Consider the following 19,260-nt stretch of genomic DNA (forward strand, 5'->3'; position numbering starts at 1 on the left):
AAACTAGCAATTGATTAGATAACAACCCAAAAATTTACACAGATGGACGTATTTTCCTTAGATTTTACTTGAAGAAACAAGCCTGGCAATCACTACAGCAGGGTAAAGGATTCCTACTGTAGATAAAAAAACTGAAAGCATCTTTGACATTATCTGGATAGGATATAAATCACCAAAACCCACCGTGGTCAATGACACTAGACTAAAGTAGATATACAGCGCAAAATCTTTATCTATTCCTTCCAGCACTACATCTCCACCAATTCCTGAACCAGTAGTCAAAAATATAATTTCAAAGAGAAATGCTCCCAGTATTGCCACAAGCAAATATACATTGATAGCGCCGATGACTCTGTAAATATTTACTTCATGATTTCTAAATAATAACCTGATATTCAAAAATATAAAAACCAACATATTTAAAATACCCACGATTCTCTCGGCAAGGTAAAACTCAAAATCATAGTCAGAAAATCGGAGAATCCTAAGTCCCAACTGAGCTAAAAATAAAACCGTAGTCACAACTACCAATATCCTATATCGAGAAGACCAGATTCCTGTGAAAAACAAAAAAAGGAAAACTGTATTTACAAAAATTGCATTTACATGCCCATATTCTATCAATATGGGCAACACAAAAACAGTAAAAAGCAATATCAAAAGCAGAATGGCGAAACTTGCATCGGTAAGCCAGTAATCTGTAAATGATCGAAAAGCCGTCTTTACTTGTATTCCTCTTCTGGTTACAAATTGATTCATTTATCCATCTGGAATAACTCTATCACTCCTGATAACACTTTCACAGCATGCCCTCGGATAATCACACGATCCTCCCTCTTCTCCAAATTAAGCTCTCCTCCCCGCTTGCTAGCCTGATACGCTGAAATGCGATTCTTGCCAGACTTTTGGTACCAATAATCCATCAAGGCGCAATGAGCAAATCCTGTTACAGGATCCTCATCAATCCCCACATTGGGCCCAAAGAATCTACTGTAAATATCAAATTGTCCTTTTCCCACGGCAGTGATGATAATGCCTTCTTCACTATGCTTTTTCACCTCAGCGAAATCAGGTATACAAGCTTCAATTGCATCAGCATTCTCCAACTCGAAAATCCAGTTTTTTTTCAGTTTTGCTGAATTAATTATTTTTAGACCAAAGAAATCTTCCTTAAAAAATGGGTGGTCATCCTCTGTTGTAGGAATCAAAGGAAAGTCCATTTCTATCCAATCCCCATCACTTTTAACCCGAAGTTCGCCACTTCTAGTTTGAAATCTTATCATGCTACCTGCTTGTACCCAATCTGATTTGACCATCCAAAAAGCTGAGGCAAGAGTAGCATGTCCACAAAGATCAATTTCCAGACTTGGCGTAAACCAGCGTAAGCTAAATGAATCTGGTTCTGTAGTTCTCTCAACAAAGGCAGTTTCACTCAGATTCATTTCCATTGCAATAGTCTGCATCTGATCATCTGACAATTCATCATTCAATAAACAAATCGCAGCTGGATTTCCGGAGAATGCTTTATTGGTAAAAGCATCCACAGTAGTAATAGCTAGTTTCATAATCAATATCGCTCTTTAAGAATATTCAAATGATGGATAAAATGACCGGGAATAATCCATAACAAAGCCCTCGGCGTTATGGGATTTCCACTTGCTTTACCCACAAAATCCAGCGTGTCATCATGTAAAACTCTGATCATTGACAACAGAGAAATCCGCTCCGCTGCAAAATCGTCCAATAAATGCTGAAGTGGAACCTCTCCAAATCTTGCGTTTTGCACGTAAGGATCCTGGTCAAATCCTGGCAGGGCTGATGCTTCTCCCCTTGCAAAACAAAGTGCCCTGAAAGTCATAATCCGCTCTGTATCTATAATATGCCCCAACATCTCCTTTGGCGTCCATTTACCTTCTTCATAGGCTTGATCCGCCCATTCGGAATTTTTTTCATGGAATAGTTCTAAAAGTGAATCTACCTGTTCCATGATTTGCTCTTCATAGTTATTACCTGAGACTAGTTTAAGATAGGTAGAGAAAAAAGCCGAATACTCACCTTCTTTCGGTTGTTCTATGGTTTTCATGTAAAAATACTTTCGCTAGAATATTAATGAGATAAATTTAAGCCTTAAGTATAAACCACCTCCTAATCATGCATAAAAATTTACTTATTCTCTTTTTGGCTTTTTCGTATCAATTAGCCTACTCGCAAACCACAGTTATTAGAAATCCAGAAATTGCCCAGATGGTTTCTGAGATTTCTTCGGATTCACTTGAGCATCATGTTAGATCGTTGGCATCTTTCAATTCCCGTCATACATTAAGCCAGGATGAGGAAAATGGGATGCCGGCAGCTCAACGGTATGTACTCTTAAAATTCAATCATTTTGCGAAGCAATCCGGAGGTAGAATGACTTCAGAAATAGAAAAATTCACTATTTCAGGTGACAAAAGAAGAATTTTGGAAGATTCCCCAGGAGCTAACGTAGTCGCAACCTTAAAAGGAACTGATCCAGCTGATGATAGGATTTTCATTATTTCAGCACACATGGATTCCCGGAATAAGGATGTAATGGATTCGGAAGGAAATGCGCCTGGAGCAAATGATGATGGTAGTGGTACAGCCGCTGTGATAGAATTGGCCCGCGTGATGGCTTCCCACGAGTTTTCTTCCACTATTCTTTTCGTAGCATTCACCGGTGAGGAGCAAGGTTTGAAAGGTGCAACGTATCTGGCTGATAAGGCAATAACTAATAACTGGAATCTTGCCGCTGTACTCAATAACGATATCGTGGGAAATAGCAGTTCTTCCGAAACGCTAATAAAAGACAACCTAAAAATGAGAGTATTTTCTGAAACCATTCCAGTGGCAGAAACTGAGCAGGAAGGAAATATCCGCCGCTATACCAATGCAGACAATGATAGCAAATCAAGACAACTTGCGCGATATATCAAAGAGCTTGGCGAGCGTTATGTAGATCAATTTGAAGTGAAATTGATTTATCGAGCAGATAGGTTTCTTCGCGGAGGAGATCAAACTCCTTTTGCGAGAAATGCATTTACCGCTGTCAGGATGTCTGAAATGAATGAAAACTTTATTCATCAGCACGAAAATGTTCGCTTCGAAGATGGAATTCAATACGGTGACTTGCCGGAATTCATGGATTTCGAATACCTGAGAAAAGTAACCGCAGTAAATTTAGCATCTCTGGCATCTCTGTCAAATTCCCCTGACCAGCCACAGGAAGTTAAAATAGACGTCAGAGGCTTGAGTAATAAATCCACTTTGCTTTGGGAAGCTCCGGAAATCGGCAAGGTGAAAGGGTATTACGTGCTGATGAGAGAAACTTCTTCAGCCATGTGGGAGCGAAAATTTTGGACTACTGATACTTCTCTTACGATTCCTTACTCCAAAGACAATTACTTCTTTGCCGTGCAATCAGTCTCAGAATCAGGAGCCGAAAGCCTTCCTGTCTTCCCTACTCCACTTTCCAGATAGGAGCAATTCTTAATTAAAACAATTCCAAATTCATCCTAAAGCCAGCAGAAGTGGAACTGCAATGATTATATTTAGTTTACTATTTCAAACACTATGACTATGAAAGCTAAAGAAATCGTGACGCTACAGCGTTCCCTACTTATCGATACTGAGAAATTACTTAATAAACAGGTGGAAATGGAAGGTACTTCCTCTGCTTATTATCTTTCCATGGCTTCCTGGTGCCACATGATGGGATATGAGAACTCAGCTAAATATTTATACACCCATGCAGACGAGGAAAGAATGCATATGATGAAGATATTCCAGTATATCAATGAGGCCGGAGGACACGCGATCCAACCTGAGATTACAGGTATAAGACACAATTTCAATTCATTGAGAGAGATCTTTGAGCTGATTTTGGAGCATGAAATCAATGTGACTAGATCTATCAATAATATTGTAGATCACGCATTTTCCAAGAAGGACTTTGCTACGTTTAGTTTTATGCAGTGGTACGTCACCGAGCAGCGTGAAGAAGAAACAATGTCCCGAAGAGCGCTTGAACTTTTCGATATTATCGGAGAAGAAGGAGTTGGACTGTGGACTATAGATCAGGAACTAGGGAAGCTCCACGCAGCTGCCCACCCAACGGCATAAAAATTTACTAAAGCGGCTTTTCAGCCGTTTTTTTTTTGTTTTTCCTGAAATTGGTTCCATCAAAATATGCTTTAGCTAAATCTTCAGGTGATTTATTGTTTTCAAATTAGAAACATTTATTCCTCTATTCGTTTTTTCTTATTCATTCTTTACTATACCTTAATAAGGATTTTACTTTATCAAACCCAACAAATCCTTGTTTCTATGAGCTTCAATAAGAACCAAGCAGCATTTTTCCAAGCACTCAAATTGTCCTTGCCGAGCTACAATTCATTGGTTGATGAAATCGCAGAAATTTTAGAAATAAGCATCGATAGCGCTTATCGAAGAATCCGTGGAGAAAAATTACTCGATTTCAGTGAGCTGGAAATACTTTGCAATAAGTTTAATGTGTCAGTGGACACTTTTTTTAATCTCCATTCCAACAGCATTCTTTTTCAGGGAAATCAAAACGATTATCAGGAAAACAGCTTCATGAAATGGATGGAAGATGTTTTGGCACAGCTGAATTTGGTAAATAGTTTCTCCAAAAAACACATTTACTGGCTTGTGAAAGACATGCCTCCCTTTCATCATTATTATCATAAAGAACTTGCAGCTTTCAAGTTCTTCTTTTGGATGAAATCTATTCTTTTTACTGAAAGCCTTAAAGACACCAAGTTTTCTATCAGGAGTAATTCTTACGATCAATTTGCCGAAATCACCCAGAAAATTCTTCGGGCATACCATAAGATTCCTACTACCGAAATTTGGAATATGGAGGGGATCAACAGCACCTTAAGACAGATAGAATTATACCATGAAATGGGGATAATGACTTCCACTGAAGACACTCTTTTCTTATATAACTGCATGCACGAGGTCATTGACAATCTGGAGAAAATGGCAGAAAAAGGCAAAAAGATTCTTCCTGATCATCCTGAAATCGAAGGAGCTAACTACAATTTCTTTGTAAATGAATTCATTATCGGAGACAATACTTTTTTTGCAACAATGGATGAGAAAAAAGTTACCTATCTAAATCACAGTGTCATTTATTTTCATGGCACTTCAGACATTGCTTTTAACAATGGAATGTTCAGAAATTTGGAAAACCTCATAAAGAAATCCACTCAAATTAGTTTGGTAGGGGAAAAAGAGCGAAAACAATTCTTCAACAAATTGCGCAAAAAAGTAGCGGAAAGGATAAATGCCATTCCCATTGAGGAAGATTAATTCACAGTTACACTTATAATTCTTTTATATAAAGAAAAGATTCTTCTACTTTTAAATCTGATGTACCTCTATTATGAACACCCGAATTCAATATAGCCTTGCTCTCGTAATCATCACTGCATCTTATACCTCTTGCCAAAAAAGCAACTCGGAAAAAGTAATAGATGAGGAGAAAATGATTATTGCCAACAAGCCTGAGCCTTCAAAAAAGGTAGAAGGAATGGTTTGGATTCCCGGGGGAGAATTTTTGATGGGTACTAATGAAGCAGATGCATACGATGCCGAAAAGCCGGCTGTGAATCTTAAAGTGAATGGATTTTGGATGGATACCCATGAAGTCACTAACGCAGAATTCAAAAAATTTGTAGATGAAACAGGATACGTTACCGTGGCAGAAAAGAAGCCGGAATGGGAAGATCTAAAGCAGCAATTGCCTCCCGGAACTCCAAAACCCGATGAAGCACTTTTGGTAGCCGGATCAATGGTGTTCAGTCCACCGCACTATGCAGTTCCCACACAGGATATTTCACTTTGGTGGGTATGGGTGGAAGGTGCAAGTTGGAAAAACCCAGAAGGACCAACATCAGATCTGACAGGAAGAGAAAGCCATCCGGTAGTCCATATTGCGTATGAAGATGCTAAGGCATTTGCTGATTGGGCCGGAAAAAGACTTCCTACCGAAAATGAATGGGAATTTGCCGCAAGAGGTGGCGCAGAAGGTAAACGTTTTGCTTGGGGTGATGAATTGACACCAAATGGCCAATACTTAGCAAACACATTTCAAGGTAATTTCCCTAATGACAATGAAAATCTTGATGGGTTTGAAGGTACTTCGCCTGTTAAGTCTTTTGCTCCAAACACATTCGGTCTTTACGATATGATTGGAAACGTCTGGGAACTCACAGACGACTGGTATGACGCTCTGAAATACGCCAGACTAGCTGGACAGGCGCCAAAATTGGATTCGAATATGAAGCAATGCTACAACCCTGACAATCCCTACGCAATGGAGCGCGTGATCAAAGGCGGATCTTATTTATGTGCAGATAATTACTGCGTAAATTACCGACCGTCTGCACGCCAAGGTCAGGCATTCGATAGTGGCACTTCCAACGTTGGTTTTAGATTGGTAAAGGACGTTGAAGGGAAAGCAATCAGCATGAATTAAATTACTGAATTGTAAATGATTAAAACAGGGTTTTATTAATATACTGTTTCTGTAAGTAACTAGCATTCAAATTATTGATATAAAAAATAAAAGCGCAGATCTTATGATCTGCGCTTTTTCGTTATATGTAAAACTCTCCTTAAACTGTTAAGAAAATCTTTATCAGGCTAATATTAAAATTTACTTCACCACTTTCAATATGCCCTGCATGGTGTAAAAATGCCCTGGAACCGTACACACATAAGTATATTCACCAGGTTCGGTAGGCGCTATAAAATATATTGTTGTTAATTCACTTGGCTGCATCAGTTTAGTATGAACGAGTACTTTGCTGGTGTTTGGAATGTAGTCCTTTTGTTGACCTTCTAATCCTAGAGCCATCGCCGCCTCTCCCACTTCTATAGCCGTTCCTGGCATCACGATCACAAAGTTGTGCAGCATATCATCTACATTTTGAAATACCAACTTCACTTTACTCCCAGCCTTCACCTGAACCTGAGCAGGGTCGAACTTCAAGCCGGGTTTGGTTCCCATGTTTATCGTTATGTCTGCCTTACCATCCCATTCAGCGGGCATAGTCGTCACATGTTTACCCAGCTTTGGAACTGATGACTTATTAGCTGCTACCTGCTTTTTGGCTTCAGCTGCTTTTGCTTTTGCCTCTGCATCGGCCTGAGCTTTGGACACACTGTCCGCTGCAGCTTTCATTTTCATTTCATGTTCATGACGTGCTGCAACAAATGGTGCGATATCAATCTTCTCACCACCACCAAAATTATTCAGGGTATAATATCCCACTGTGTGAAGCAGTGGTTTCCCCTCTGTTGATCTAACTCCCTCTGCTTTAATCTCATGGATATAACCTAAGCGCAAATTATCGACGATCAAGCGGGCTTTCATCCCATCTTCAGAGACTACTACTCCAATGATGTCGCAATTTTCATTATTAATAACCGGGCTTCCATAAGCAGCCTGATACTTGTAAGTAAAGCCGGTCACCTGATAGTTAGATGGATCTTTTGCCAATTCCTTATTCACAGGTTCGGTAAATTCGATTTCGAATCCATCAGGCTTGGATTTGATAGTCTTCATTTCGAAAGGCATTCTGCCTGTCCAGACTAATCGCTGCAAACTGAATAACTCCTTACCAGTAGAGGACCAGCCACGGCTAGTCATGCCGACAAACATGGAAGCATCATTACCCCATACCATTCTGAGGATACCAGAAGAAAAGCCTTCTCTAAAAGGAAAAACAACACCTTGATATACTCCGTCAATTTTTTCAAAATCGACACGGGCAATAGTACTTTGTCCTTGATCACCCACGAAAACCTGATTGGCAAATGGCCCAAATCCACCTGATGTATTGTCATTCAAAAATCCGGAAGTTGAAATTCCCAGAATTCCATGTGGCAGCCAAATCGCCGGGGCCTTGAGCCCTGGTACACGCTTAGCCACATCATATAAAGGCTCCCCTGTATTTGGAATATCATTCTTCTTGAGCGTCACTGGGGAACCTGGTAAATCTGACCAAGCTAAGCTCTCAGCATTACCCAAGAAATCACCTTTTTCCACATGGGAAATCCTTCCTGAGCCCACCCAGTCTCCTTGATTTTCTGTATAAAAGAAATCTCCTTCCGCATTCATACCATAGCCAGCTGGCGAACGCATCCCTGCAGCATAGGGCATCATTTCTCCATCTGGAGTGATCTCTAAGGTCCAACCTCTCCAAGGCACCAAACTCACGCCATGCCCTAAGCTATTACTCCACCCTACATTCAGCGTAACTAGCATATTTCCATTTGGAAGAAATGTAGGACCATAAGAATACTCATGATAATTTCCCGATAGCGGCCAGGAAAATATTTTCTTATATACATCTGCTTCACCATCGCCATCCAAATCGCGTAAGCGAGTTAATTCACTTCTTTGTGTGACATAAATGTCTCCATAATGGTAGGCCAAGCCTAAAGGCTCATGTAGTCCGCTGGCAAACTTTTTATATAATGGCTTTTCGCTACCGGAAATTGTGGGGTTGGATACTATCCAAACCTCACCTCTACGTGTACAAATAGCCAAACTGCCATCAGGCAATGTGGCCATTCCCCCTACTTCTAAAATAACATCTTCAGGAACTGGTAGAGAGATCAATTTATAGAAATCATCTTCCGTCTCAGGCACCATCATGGGTGCAGTTTCCTGAGCTTTTAATTCAACTTGTCCGATTAATAGGCAAGCCAAGGCAAAAGCAAATCCTCTAGTAGTATTGAGTTTCATTAGATTTTTCATGCTTCTTCCTGTTAATTACCAAACAATTGAATATGTCACCTTGCCCATGTTGTCTTTCAACTGCATAGGCAAAATGAGTTCCTGAGTACCATCACTTGTAGATCGTAAAATAGGCGAAGTCTTCCTCTCAAACTCTATGTAATAGGATTTGTCATCAACTGCATAAAGTCCATTTGGCAATTTTTCAATTTTTGCTCCTTGAGCTACTAAGCAATAAAGTTGCTTACTTCCATCAGAGGTGACACTCAGCGAATGAACCAGTTTCTTTCCTGAATCCCGCGTTTCAAATGTTTCACGAATGCTTACTCCAGGCATTTCATAGGTGATCACGGGGTCACCATTGCTTAAAATTTCGTATTCTTTATAAGCAAATCCTTCTATCTCATCAGGCCATTCAGATTCCTCAGACGGAAGTATTGCCAAACTTGGCTTACCCACAAACTCAATGACATTTCCCAGCGGCAGCATCAGCTGAGTTTCGCCACGACCATACCACATTGGCGTTGTTTCCACAAAATCCCCTCTCCACACATTTAGTAATTCCCCTTTACTTAAATCAATTGCATAGTTTGCTCCGCCAGGCTCCCCTACTGCCACTGTGTGTGTGCGCTTCTCGCCATTGTGCATGATAAATCCGCGTTGCATTACCGCTTTGTCATTTACCTTCACTGCTATCTGTCCCACTGGATCATCAGCACGTAAAGGAACATTCAGAGCTGTTTTAGCAATGCCTTCCCCCTCTACAGTCAGTGTAATATCATTGCTCGGAGCGTACCAGTGTCCAAAAGTCTTGAAGTAATTCAACTTGATTTTATGAACTCCAGCAGCTAATTGAGTAGATCCATTTGCTTTGCCTGTCACTCCATCAACGTAAACCACTTCCTGGTCATCTATGAATAGTTTGCCCGCTCCGTTGATTACCCCTGGCGGAGTATCATCTGGAACCCATGCTAAATTCAGGTCAAAGAAATATTCTCCGGCGCTTGGCACTGTCAATGTAGCATCAATAGAACCTGAAAATTCATTTCTTGTAGCAGGAGCTAAATGAGCAAGAACATCAATATCCATTTTGCCAAGAGGAGTTGCTTGGGAAAAGTCGTTGATCGTTTTAATACCATCAAAATAGGAAAGTTTCATCCCTGTCAATGTCACCTTTTCAGCTCCATAGGTTTTGTACTTGATATCGCGTATCGCAACATCACCATGATCTCCCTGAATGACTAAAGGTCCAAGAGGTGACTCATCATCAAAAAAAGCAGCTTGAGTAGGTCCGGTTACTTCTATGTTCTTCTGAACCAGAACTCCATTTTGATGAACAGAAATAAATTTGGCATTTGAGACTTTTTTACCTTGCGAATCAAAGCGAGGAGCTCTGAACAAAATCTTTAATGTTTGCCAAAGTCCAGGGGCTCTACTCACATTGGCTAGCGGAGGATGACCTCCATACCCTTCACGACCTGTTCCTCTTGCTGCATCCCATCTCTGATAAATAGCCCCAGCATCCGAATATTTTGGGTTTTCTACTGCCCATGAGTCAAAAAGTTGTACCTCATATCTCCCTTGGAGATATACTCCGGAGTTACTTCCCTTTGGCATCATAAAATCAAGCTCCAATTCTAAGTCGCCATGTTCGAAGGTAGACTTAATAGGAAGGTCATCCCCTTTTTCGAGAGTATTTACCAAAACTCCCGTGCCGGGTGTGATTTTAGATTTGCCTCCATTAAGGTCATAAAAGACATCTCCTACGATGCTCCAATTATTTCCGGAAGATTGAAAATCGCTTAGATTTTGGAGTTGCAGTTCCTGAAATGGGATTGGACTCTCCTGTGCTTCAGATGCTATCGTCCTAAAAAAGAGACAACAACAAATCAAAAATAGTTTATTATTCATTATAGGTTATATAGGATACTCTTGACAAAGGTAGCTCACTATATAATTTAAAAAAATAGGATTATTCCAATTAAAAATTGACAACATTAGTATATATACAATAAAAAAGCAGGAGAATATCTCCTGCCCTTTATTTGAAAACTAAACCAACTATTATTTAACTACCACAATGAATTCAAAAATAATACTTTTATAATAGAATCAAAATTCCAAATAAAAATTTGTTAATATTATTTCTTCTCAGGGAAGTTTCCACGTTTAAATGCAATTCCTAATGCTAATCCTTGGGAAAATTGAATTTCACTGTCCTGATCCAAATCGTAGATCATCAAACTGGTCAAACTCACATTCACAAGATTGGAGACTTTCGCAGTCAAACCAAAATCTAAGCGATGGTCAATTGCATCAAAGGCAAAGGTTTCATAGTTGGCATACATTTGATATCTAATCATTAAAGAAAGATTATCAGATAATTTCTTATTGTAATCAGCCATTAAGCTAAATGCTAGCCACTCCGTTCTTACTGTCTCACCTATCTCGACACCATAGTTTTCCGGTACATTCAAATATAAATCTGTGTCCGTAACAAATGTCCATCTAGGTGAGAAAGGCGATATACGAAGGCTGAACTCCTCATTTGGCTTATATTCCACACCTAAAGAAGTGGTTAAATAAGCTGGATTTAAAAATTTGGAAATTAACACTCGGTCCTGGCCTTCCGGAAATTCGTAACCGGGAGCAAATTGTGAAAGGAAATTAACAGCAAAGAAATAATTCCACTTATCATTTATCTGATAGCCGATTTTGGAGTCCAAGAAAATACGGTCATTGGATTTGCGGCCATCCTCGTCTTTATTTTTCACCACACCATAGATAAGATCCATAGTATTGTCCCAACTCCACTTATCTTTTGCATAATTTGCCCGTCCGTTCAAATAGACGCCTAAAGCAATAGAGTTGACACCGCCACCTTGCCAGTTCCCACTGAAAGCGGCCTGATTAAGATTTAAACCTCCCGCTAATTCTTTCAGCCAATAGCTAGTATCTTGAGGTATTAAATCAGATTCTTCTTGAGCAAATATTTGCCCAGAGAACAAAATAAAGAGGAAAAGTGTAGAAATTCTTTTCATAATTAAGGGATGTTGAACTATTTCAATATAAATAAATAATATACAAATATGGAAAATGACTTGGAAAGAGAACTAATAATTCGAGATTATTTGGCGAGACAACGCACAACGCTTGCAAATAACCGTACCTTATTGTCCTTTATTCGCACTTCATTATACTTTTTAGTTTCTGGAACTGCCCTTTTTGAAGTTAAAGAATTGGACCATGTTAGAGACTTAGGATACTTGGCATTTGGATTGAGTCTGGTGTTCCTAATCGTCGGGTTTATTAGTTATTTCCGCATCCGTGAAAAGCTTAAAAAAGGCAACTACTTAAAAATGTAATTAATGACTTTTGAAATCGGTCTCGTCTTTTCAATTATAGGAATTGCAATTATTCTATTTTTTACAGAAAAATTCACAATAGATACAGTTTCCATCGGGGTTATGGTGGCTTTTCTGCTAACAGGAATTCTGGATGTAGAAGAGGGACTATCTGGATTTTCCAACCCTGCTACAATTACTGTCGCTGCAATGTTCGTGGTATCAGCTGCCATATTCAATACTGGTCTCCTCGACAGCTTCACCCAAAAATTAAGCTCCCAAGCCGGCAAGAGTACCGGTCACCTGCTATTCACTTTGATGCTGTCAGCTGGATTTCTGTCAGCATTCATTAGCGATACCGCAGTAGTAGCTCTGTTAATGCCTGCAGTCATTCGCCTTAATAAAACTGATAATATTCCCCCATCAAAACTACTTATGCCCCTGTCTTTTGGCGCGTTGATGGGCGGTATATGCACGCTGCTGGGAACCAGTACCAATATCTTAGTCAGTGGAATAGCAGAAAAAGCAGGATTGCCTTCTTTCGGGGTATTCGAGATGAGTTTGATGGGATTAGTGTTCTTTGCCACAGGATTAGTATATATGCTGACTATTGGAAGATGGCTGACCCCAACTAGAAAAGCAAAAACTGAATTGGGGGAAAGTATACAATTTGGAAATTACCTGTCAGAAATAGTTATCCTCGAAAATTATGGACAGCTAAATGAACCTCTTCTAAAACAGGCCATATTCAATAAATTGCCGATAAAGCCTTTGCAGATCATTCGTGTCGATGGAAACAAAGTACGGGTATATCCTAATACATCCATTCAGGAAGGTGACATAATCCGCATCAACTGTGACAAAGAAACATTAGAAAAGATCAAATCCACCGAAGGCATAGAGCTCAAAGCAGACTTGAAATGGGATGAGCAAAATATTACCGACGAGGAAGAAAGACTTTATGAAGCGCTAGTAACCCCTAACTCCTTCCTAGTGAATAAAAGCATTAAAGGATTAAACTTCAAAAAACTATATAATCAGGTTTTAGTAATTGGTATAAGGCATAGATCTGATATGCTTAATTCCCTTCTTTCCAAAACAGCCTTAAGAGCTGGCGATATCTTACTTCTCAGAGCAACTGAGGAATCTATTCAAAGTGTGGAAAGCAGTGATGATTTGTTGCTTCTTTCGGAGACTAAAAATAAATCACTAAATAAAACCAAAAGTATACTTACTTTAATTGTATTAGGCCTAATTATTGGCTTAGCCTCATTTGAGGTATTCCCGATCGTAGTGACTGCCGTAGCTGGTGCTATCACCTTGATCATGCTTAGGTCGCTAAGTACAGAGCAAGCCTATAAAGCTATAGATTGGAAAGTAATTTTGATGCTTGCGGGGGTTTTATCAATGGGTTTGGCACTGGAAAAGACGGGTGGATCTCAGTTAATAGGTGGATCAATAGTGGAAAGCGTAGGACAGTTTGGTCCAAGAGCTGTTATGAGTGCACTATTTGCTTTAACATTTATCATGACAAACGTGATGTCAAATAACGCTACTGCTGCACTACTTGCACCTATTGCTATCAGTATTGCTGCTGCACTGGAAGTGGATTCCAGGCCTATGCTTATGGCAGTTACTTTTGCTGCAAGTCTTAGTTTTATGACTCCGATGGGATACCAAACTAACACTATGATCTACACACCAGGCAATTACAGGTTTAGCGACTATATAAAGGTCGGAACTCCATTAAACTTATTGCTTTGGATAGTTGCAACCTTCGGCATCCCTTTCTTCTTCCCTTTCTGACCTGGGTATCCAATCACTTTCTTGAAATCCTAGATCTCATCAAAAATGATAACACTGGATTGAGGATCTAAAGAAGTAAATTGAATACATCTTTCACTTAAACCATGTCATTGTAACTTGAAATTAGCGGCAGTAGATATTGGCTCAAATGCCATCAGGATGCAAATTACCAGTGTAACTCAATATGAGGGAATCATTAAATTCAAGAAGCTGGAATATCTACGGTTTCCTCTTCGATTGGGCTTAGATGTATTTTACAGTCAAAAAATTTCTGAGATAAATAGAAGGAAATTTGTCAAGCTGATGAAAGCTTTTAAAATCCTGATTGATCTCTACGAAGTGGATGATTACATGGCTTGCGCTACTTCTGCCATGCGTGAAAGTGTAAACGGAAAAGACATAGCAGCAGAAGTAAAGGAAGAGATAGGATTAAAAATCAACATTATTGATGGAAACAAGGAAGCTGAACTCATCAACAAATCACTGAATAAGTTTTTTGATGAAAAGACCTATTTACATATTGATGTAGGTGGAGGTAGCACAGAATTAAATATTTATAAAAACCGTGAAAAGATAGCTTCAAAATCGTTTCAGATCGGCTCCGTGCGGGCCTTAGAGGATAAAGTTGCAACTCCGGCATGGAGCTCTATGGAAAACTTTGTGTTAAAACATTTATCAAACTCTCCCACTGTCACTTCCATAGGAACTGGCGGAAATATCAATAAGATTTTTGAGCTCTCCCTTCCAAGCAAAAACAAGCGTTATCTGGATTATGAAAAAATAGAAGAAGTGCTCGGCCAATTGCAGTCACTAACCTTTGAAGAGCGGGTGAATAAGCTAAATTTAAATCATGATCGTGCGGATGTGATTATTCCTGCCGGAAAAATATATCAGCGGGTGATGAAAGCTGCGAAATCCAAAAAAATGATAGTACCTGATCTGGGTTTGAAAGATGGAATCATTCAAGTGCTGTACGAAAGGAACAAAATCAAAAAGCCCCTATAAACGGGGCTTCTATATTTTAATCCACAAGTTTTACTTGCATCACATTTTCTACATCAAGATTGAAGAACTCCCGATGGACGTTAAATTCAGGCTCATCTCCTACTGGAAATTTAGCCAGATATGTTCCATCTTCCTGCATCACATAGGAGTTTACATTATCCCGAAGATTGTAAGCCAATATGTTCATCAACTGCTTTTCAAGCAATGTCGATTCGACTTTGAAAAGTGCCTCTAATCTCTTATCAAAGCTTCTTACCATCATATCAGCACTTCCAGCATAGGTTTTAGTATCGCCATTATTATGGAAATAATAGATTCTGGAGTGTTCCAGAAAATCACCCACAATGGACAATACCTCAATATTCTCACTTAATCCTACCCTTCCTGGCCTTAAACAACATATTCCTCTAACAACCAACTTGATAGTAACTCCTGATTGGGATGCACGATACAAAGCATAAATGGTTTCTGAATCCTCCAGTGAATTTACTTTGATAAAAATTCCGCTTGGAAGACCATTTCGTGCATTTTCTGCTTCCTGCTCTATATACTCAATAAGTTGATTTCTCATATCGCGTGGAGCTGTAATGAGATTTTTATATTGGGTTGGCATGGAATGACCCGTGATTACATTGAAAAACTCTGAAACGTCATTTGCTAATACCTCGTTGGTAGTCATCAGACCGATATCTGTATATAATCGGGCTGTATCTTCATTATAGTTACCGGATCCTAAGTGAACAAAACGTGTAATCTCACCACCATCCCTTTTGACAATTAGAAGAAGTTTGGTGTGAGTTTTCAAATGGGAAATGCCGTATATCACGAAGCATCCCGCTTTCTGCAATTTTTTCGCTTCACGGATATTATTCTCTTCATCAAATCTAGCTTTTACTTCAAACAGCACTGAAACATGCTTCCCGTTTTCTGCCGCCTTCAAAAGTGCTTTTGTGATTCTACTATCTTTAGCTAATCTATATATCGTCATTTTGATAGCCATCACATCAGGATCTTCTGATGCTTTTTCTACCAAATCCAAAATAGAGTCTATGTTATTATAAGGATGGTGAAGAAGAATATCTTTTTCCTTAAGAACATCAAAAATATCTGCAATACCTTCATCCTGATAGGACAATGGCTTTACAGGTGCAGGAATTTGGGGTAAACGATCACGGAATTTCTTATTGCCAACGATCTGCCAAAGGCCGGTAAAATCAATAAGACTTTCTCTCTTCACTAAAAAAACAGAATCCATTTTCAGGTTCCATCTTTCCAAAAGTGAATTCATCATCCATTTACTATACCCCTCCTCTATTTCTATCCGCACCACACGCCCACTCTTTCTCTCCATCAATTTCCGCTTTACTTCTTCCAGGAAGTTAGCATCCATATCTTCACTTTCTTCCAAAGTAAAATCCCCATTTCTGGTAATTCTAAAAAGACTAATTCCCTCAATTTCTACATTTCTGAAAAGTGATATAATATTTTCGCGGATCACCTCCTCAATAGGAACCAGCAAAAGAGAATCCTCTCGTTCAATTTCAAAAAAACGAGGGATATTCGCAGGAATTTGAACAAAACTCATCTTGCGCATATCCTGTCTGTCTCCAGGACTGGTCGTCACTACTCCAAAAACCAATAGTTTGTTCATCAGAATAGGGAATGTTCTATACCCATCATAAACCATAGGAGTAAGCATAGGATAGATCGCTTTCACAAAATAATCATGAACTTTCTCCTGCTCCTTTTCCGTCAGTTTAGACAGATTGCAAAGTACAACTCCTTGGCTCTGCAACTCCGGCATCATGACTTGGGAGAAATGCTCATGCTGGGAATTGTGAAAAGTATGACACTCATTCATCAACTTTGCCTTGAAAGGCTCCTCCCGAAGACCTGAGTAATCAACTCGTTCTTTATCGTAATCCAGGTAGTTATAAAGAGACCCTACTCTGATCATAAAAAACTCATCCAGATTGGATGCAGTTATTGCCAAAAATTTAAGTTTCTCAAAAATACTACGATGCTCTTTTTTTGACTGATCAAGCACACGCTCATTAAATTTCAACCAACTTAAATCCCTGCTTACCAGATCACTCTGTTGTATAATCGAATCGTATTTTTCAACTACTTCCAATTTCATTGCATTCAAGTTTTATATTATGAAAGCAAGTTAACTTATGCTTTCTTATTTTGGGTTTATGGTATTGTTAAGAATTAAAAAAAGGGGCTTTCCAGCCCCTTTATGAATGATTAGGTATCGATTTTGGCGTATTTCGCATTTTTCTCGATAAAATCTCTCCTTGGGGCTACTTCATCTCCCATCAGCACACTGAAGAGATGATCTGCCTCAGCCGCCGACTCAATGTTCACCTGTTTAATTGTCCTTACATTTGGATCCATGGTTGTAGTCCAAAGTTGCTCAGGGTTCATTTCACCTAGACCTTTGTATCGCTGAATGCCCACACTATCTTCTTTTCCATCTTTGGCCATTTCGGCAGTAAGTACTTTCCGCTCCTCTTCTGTCCAGCAATACCTCTCGTCTTTACCTCTTTTCAATAAATATAATGGAGGTAAAGCAATATACACGTAGCCATATTCAATCAATGTCCTCATGTATCTAAAGAATAAAGTCAGTATCAACGTTCTGATGTGAGATCCATCAATATCAGCATCCGTCATAATGATGATCTTATGATATCTCAAGCTGGTTAGATCTAACTCTTTGTCATCATTTACTGTACCAATCTTCACACCCAAAGCCGTCAAAATATTTTTGATCTCTTCGTTATCGTAGATTTTATGCTCGTGTGCTTTTTCAACGTTAAGAATTTTTCCCTTTAAAGGCAAAATAGCTTGAAAGTCACGATCTCTTCCCTGCTTGGCAGATCCACCTGCAGAGTCCCCTTCCACCAGATACAATTCACAAACGGTAGGATCACTATTCGCACAATCGGCCAATTTACCTGGCAATCCTCCACCTCCAAGCACGTTCTTACGCTGCACCATTTCACGCGCTTTACGGGCTGCATGTCTGGCTTGCGCCGCCAATATCACTTTACCAACAATGATTTTAGCTTCTTTGGGATGCTCTTCCAACCAAATCTGTAAAGCTTCAGAAACAGCACTGTCTACTGCTCCCACAACATCAGAGTTGCCCAACTTGGTTTTAGTCTGTCCTTCAAATTGCGGCTCAGCGACTTTCACAGAAATAACCGCAGTCAAACCTTCTCGGAAATCATCACCAGAAACCTCCATCTTCAGCTTATCCAACATTCCGGATTTATCTGCATAAGATTTCAAAGTTCTGGTCAATGCTCTTCTGAAACCGGAAACGTGGCTACCTCCCTCGTAAGTATTGATGGTATTTACATAGGATACCACATTTTCAGAGTATGAACTGTTATAGTTCATCGCCACCTGAACGGGAACTCCGTTCTTTTCAGTATCTATTGAAATCGGCGTATCAATTATTTTCTCACGACTGACGTCTAGGTACTGCACGAATTCAACCAATCCACCTTCAGAGAAGAACTCATCGGACTTCACTGATCCGTCATCTTCAGTTTCTCTAAGATCAGTCAGGAAAATTCTTATACCAGCATTCAAAAATGACATCTCACGAAGTCTATTCGCTATTGTCTCATATTTGAATTCAGTTATAGCGAAAATGCTTGCATCAGGCTTAAAATGAATCGTTGTTCCTCTACGCTCAGTTGTTCCTACTTGTCTTGCAGGATATTGAGGAACTCCGATTTTAAACTCCTGTTCAGTGATTACCCCATTTCTGTAAACCGTGGCTTTCAAATCTTCTGAAAGAGCATTCACACAGGAAACACCCACGCCATGCAATCCACCAGAAACTTTATATGTATCCTTGTCAAATTTACCTCCCGCATGCAATACAGTCAATACAACTTCCAGAGCAGATTTCTTTTCCTTAGCGTGCATATCTGTAGGTATGCCACGGCCATTATCTTCAACAGTTACTGAATTGTCTTCATTAACGGTGACTTTGATCGTATCGCAATGTCCTGCAAGTGCTTCATCGATAGAGTTATCTACCACTTCCCAGATCAAATGATGGAGTCCTTTGATTCCAATGTCGCCGATATACATAGCAGGTCTCTTACGAACCGCTTCAAGACCTTCTAATACCTGAATATTACCGGCACCGTATTCGCCTAGATTCTTCGCTTTTTCTTCACTCATATGTTTTGGAGAAAACCCTCAAATTGGGTCTAAAAAGGTGATTTTATGTTCTTTTTTAGATTCCGCAAGATACGCAAAAATTGTGACTTTACACAGCTTTTCCCG

At 39.5% G+C, this 19,260-nt stretch carries 15 protein-coding genes; 7 read left to right on the top strand and 8 right to left on the bottom strand.

All coding sequences use genetic code 11. The features are described 5' to 3' along the window. Nucleotides 1-57 precede the first annotated feature (57 nt). The 3 genes from AACZ73_RS16960 to AACZ73_RS16970 are packed head-to-tail and all read right to left on the bottom strand — an operon-like array spanning nt 58 to nt 2,083. Nucleotides 58-759 (bottom strand): potassium channel family protein, encoded by a 702-nt coding sequence (locus tag AACZ73_RS16960; RefSeq protein WP_339879688.1) that lies wholly within the window; start codon nt 757-759, stop codon nt 58-60. Further along, entirely contained in the window at nt 756-1,565 is an 810-nt protein-coding gene (locus AACZ73_RS16965) for a PhzF family phenazine biosynthesis protein (RefSeq protein WP_339879689.1), read from the bottom strand. Before AACZ73_RS16965 ends, AACZ73_RS16960 begins: the two co-directional genes overlap by 4 nt. Nucleotides 1,566-1,567: 2 nt before the next feature. Then, nucleotides 1,568-2,083 (bottom strand): DinB family protein, encoded by a 516-nt coding sequence (locus tag AACZ73_RS16970; protein ID WP_339879691.1) that lies wholly within the window; start codon nt 2,081-2,083, stop codon nt 1,568-1,570. 68 nt (nt 2,084-2,151) lie between these two features. Between AACZ73_RS16970 and AACZ73_RS16975 the strand changes: the two genes are divergently transcribed. The 4 genes from AACZ73_RS16975 (at nt 2,152) to AACZ73_RS16990 (ending at nt 6,523) form a co-directional block, all read left to right on the top strand. Continuing rightward, nucleotides 2,152-3,498 (top strand): M28 family metallopeptidase, encoded by a 1,347-nt coding sequence (locus tag AACZ73_RS16975; RefSeq protein ID WP_339879692.1) that lies wholly within the window; start codon nt 2,152-2,154, stop codon nt 3,496-3,498. 99 nt (nt 3,499-3,597) lie between these two features. Continuing rightward, nucleotides 3,598-4,140, top strand: a complete 543-nt coding sequence (locus AACZ73_RS16980) for a ferritin (RefSeq protein ID WP_057938189.1) — start codon at nt 3,598-3,600, stop codon at nt 4,138-4,140. A gap of 204 nt (nt 4,141-4,344) precedes the next feature. Next, the gene (locus AACZ73_RS16985; protein ID WP_339879695.1) at nt 4,345-5,355 is read left to right on the top strand and encodes a hypothetical protein; all 1,011 of its coding nucleotides are present in this window, start codon (nt 4,345-4,347) and stop codon (nt 5,353-5,355) included. Nucleotides 5,356-5,428: 73 nt separating this feature from the next. Next, on the top strand, nt 5,429-6,523 hold the full coding sequence (locus tag AACZ73_RS16990) for a formylglycine-generating enzyme family protein (protein ID WP_339879696.1): 1,095 nt from the start codon (nt 5,429-5,431) through the stop codon (nt 6,521-6,523). 180 nt (nt 6,524-6,703) lie between these two features. Here AACZ73_RS16990 and AACZ73_RS16995 read toward each other — a convergent pair whose 3' ends face one another. The 3 genes from AACZ73_RS16995 to AACZ73_RS17005 form a co-directional block, all read right to left on the bottom strand. Then, nucleotides 6,704-8,812 (bottom strand): plastocyanin/azurin family copper-binding protein, encoded by a 2,109-nt coding sequence (locus tag AACZ73_RS16995; RefSeq protein ID WP_339879698.1) that lies wholly within the window; start codon nt 8,810-8,812, stop codon nt 6,704-6,706. A gap of 15 nt (nt 8,813-8,827) precedes the next feature. Next, the gene (locus tag AACZ73_RS17000; protein ID WP_339879699.1) at nt 8,828-10,702 is read right to left on the bottom strand and encodes a family 16 glycoside hydrolase; all 1,875 of its coding nucleotides are present in this window, start codon (nt 10,700-10,702) and stop codon (nt 8,828-8,830) included. A 230-nt stretch (nt 10,703-10,932) separates the two neighbouring features. Further along, complete coding sequence (locus AACZ73_RS17005; protein ID WP_339879701.1) at nt 10,933-11,832, bottom strand: DUF3078 domain-containing protein; 900 nt, start codon at nt 11,830-11,832, stop codon at nt 10,933-10,935. Between the two features lie 48 nt (nt 11,833-11,880). On the opposite strand from AACZ73_RS17005, the gene AACZ73_RS17010 reads away from it, so the two are divergent. The 3 genes from AACZ73_RS17010 to AACZ73_RS17020 all read left to right on the top strand — a co-directional run bounded on the left by AACZ73_RS17010 (nt 11,881) and on the right by AACZ73_RS17020 (nt 14,946). Continuing rightward, complete coding sequence (locus tag AACZ73_RS17010) at nt 11,881-12,156, top strand: DUF202 domain-containing protein (RefSeq protein WP_339879703.1); 276 nt, start codon at nt 11,881-11,883, stop codon at nt 12,154-12,156. A 3-nt stretch (nt 12,157-12,159) separates the two neighbouring features. After that, nucleotides 12,160-13,941, top strand: coding sequence for an SLC13 family permease (locus tag AACZ73_RS17015; protein WP_339879704.1), 1,782 nt, complete (start codon nt 12,160-12,162; stop codon nt 13,939-13,941). Nucleotides 13,942-14,058: 117 nt separating this feature from the next. Further along, a complete protein-coding gene (locus tag AACZ73_RS17020) occupies nt 14,059-14,946 on the top strand; it encodes a phosphatase (protein ID WP_339879705.1) in 888 nt (295 codons plus the stop codon). A gap of 16 nt (nt 14,947-14,962) precedes the next feature. Here AACZ73_RS17020 and ppk1 read toward each other — a convergent pair whose 3' ends face one another. Continuing rightward, nucleotides 14,963-17,086: a polyphosphate kinase 1 gene (ppk1, locus tag AACZ73_RS17025; protein WP_339879706.1), complete on the bottom strand. Its 2,124-nt coding sequence runs from the start codon at nt 17,084-17,086 to the stop codon at nt 14,963-14,965. Nucleotides 17,087-17,196: 110 nt separating this feature from the next. Then, a complete protein-coding gene (gene gyrB / locus AACZ73_RS17030) occupies nt 17,197-19,155 on the bottom strand; it encodes a DNA topoisomerase (ATP-hydrolyzing) subunit B (protein ID WP_339879707.1) in 1,959 nt (652 codons plus the stop codon). Nucleotides 19,156-19,260 lie beyond the last annotated feature (105 nt).

The sequence above is a fragment of the uncultured Algoriphagus sp. genome (assembly GCF_963974835.1).
GTDB lineage: Bacteria > Bacteroidota > Bacteroidia > Cytophagales > Cyclobacteriaceae > Algoriphagus.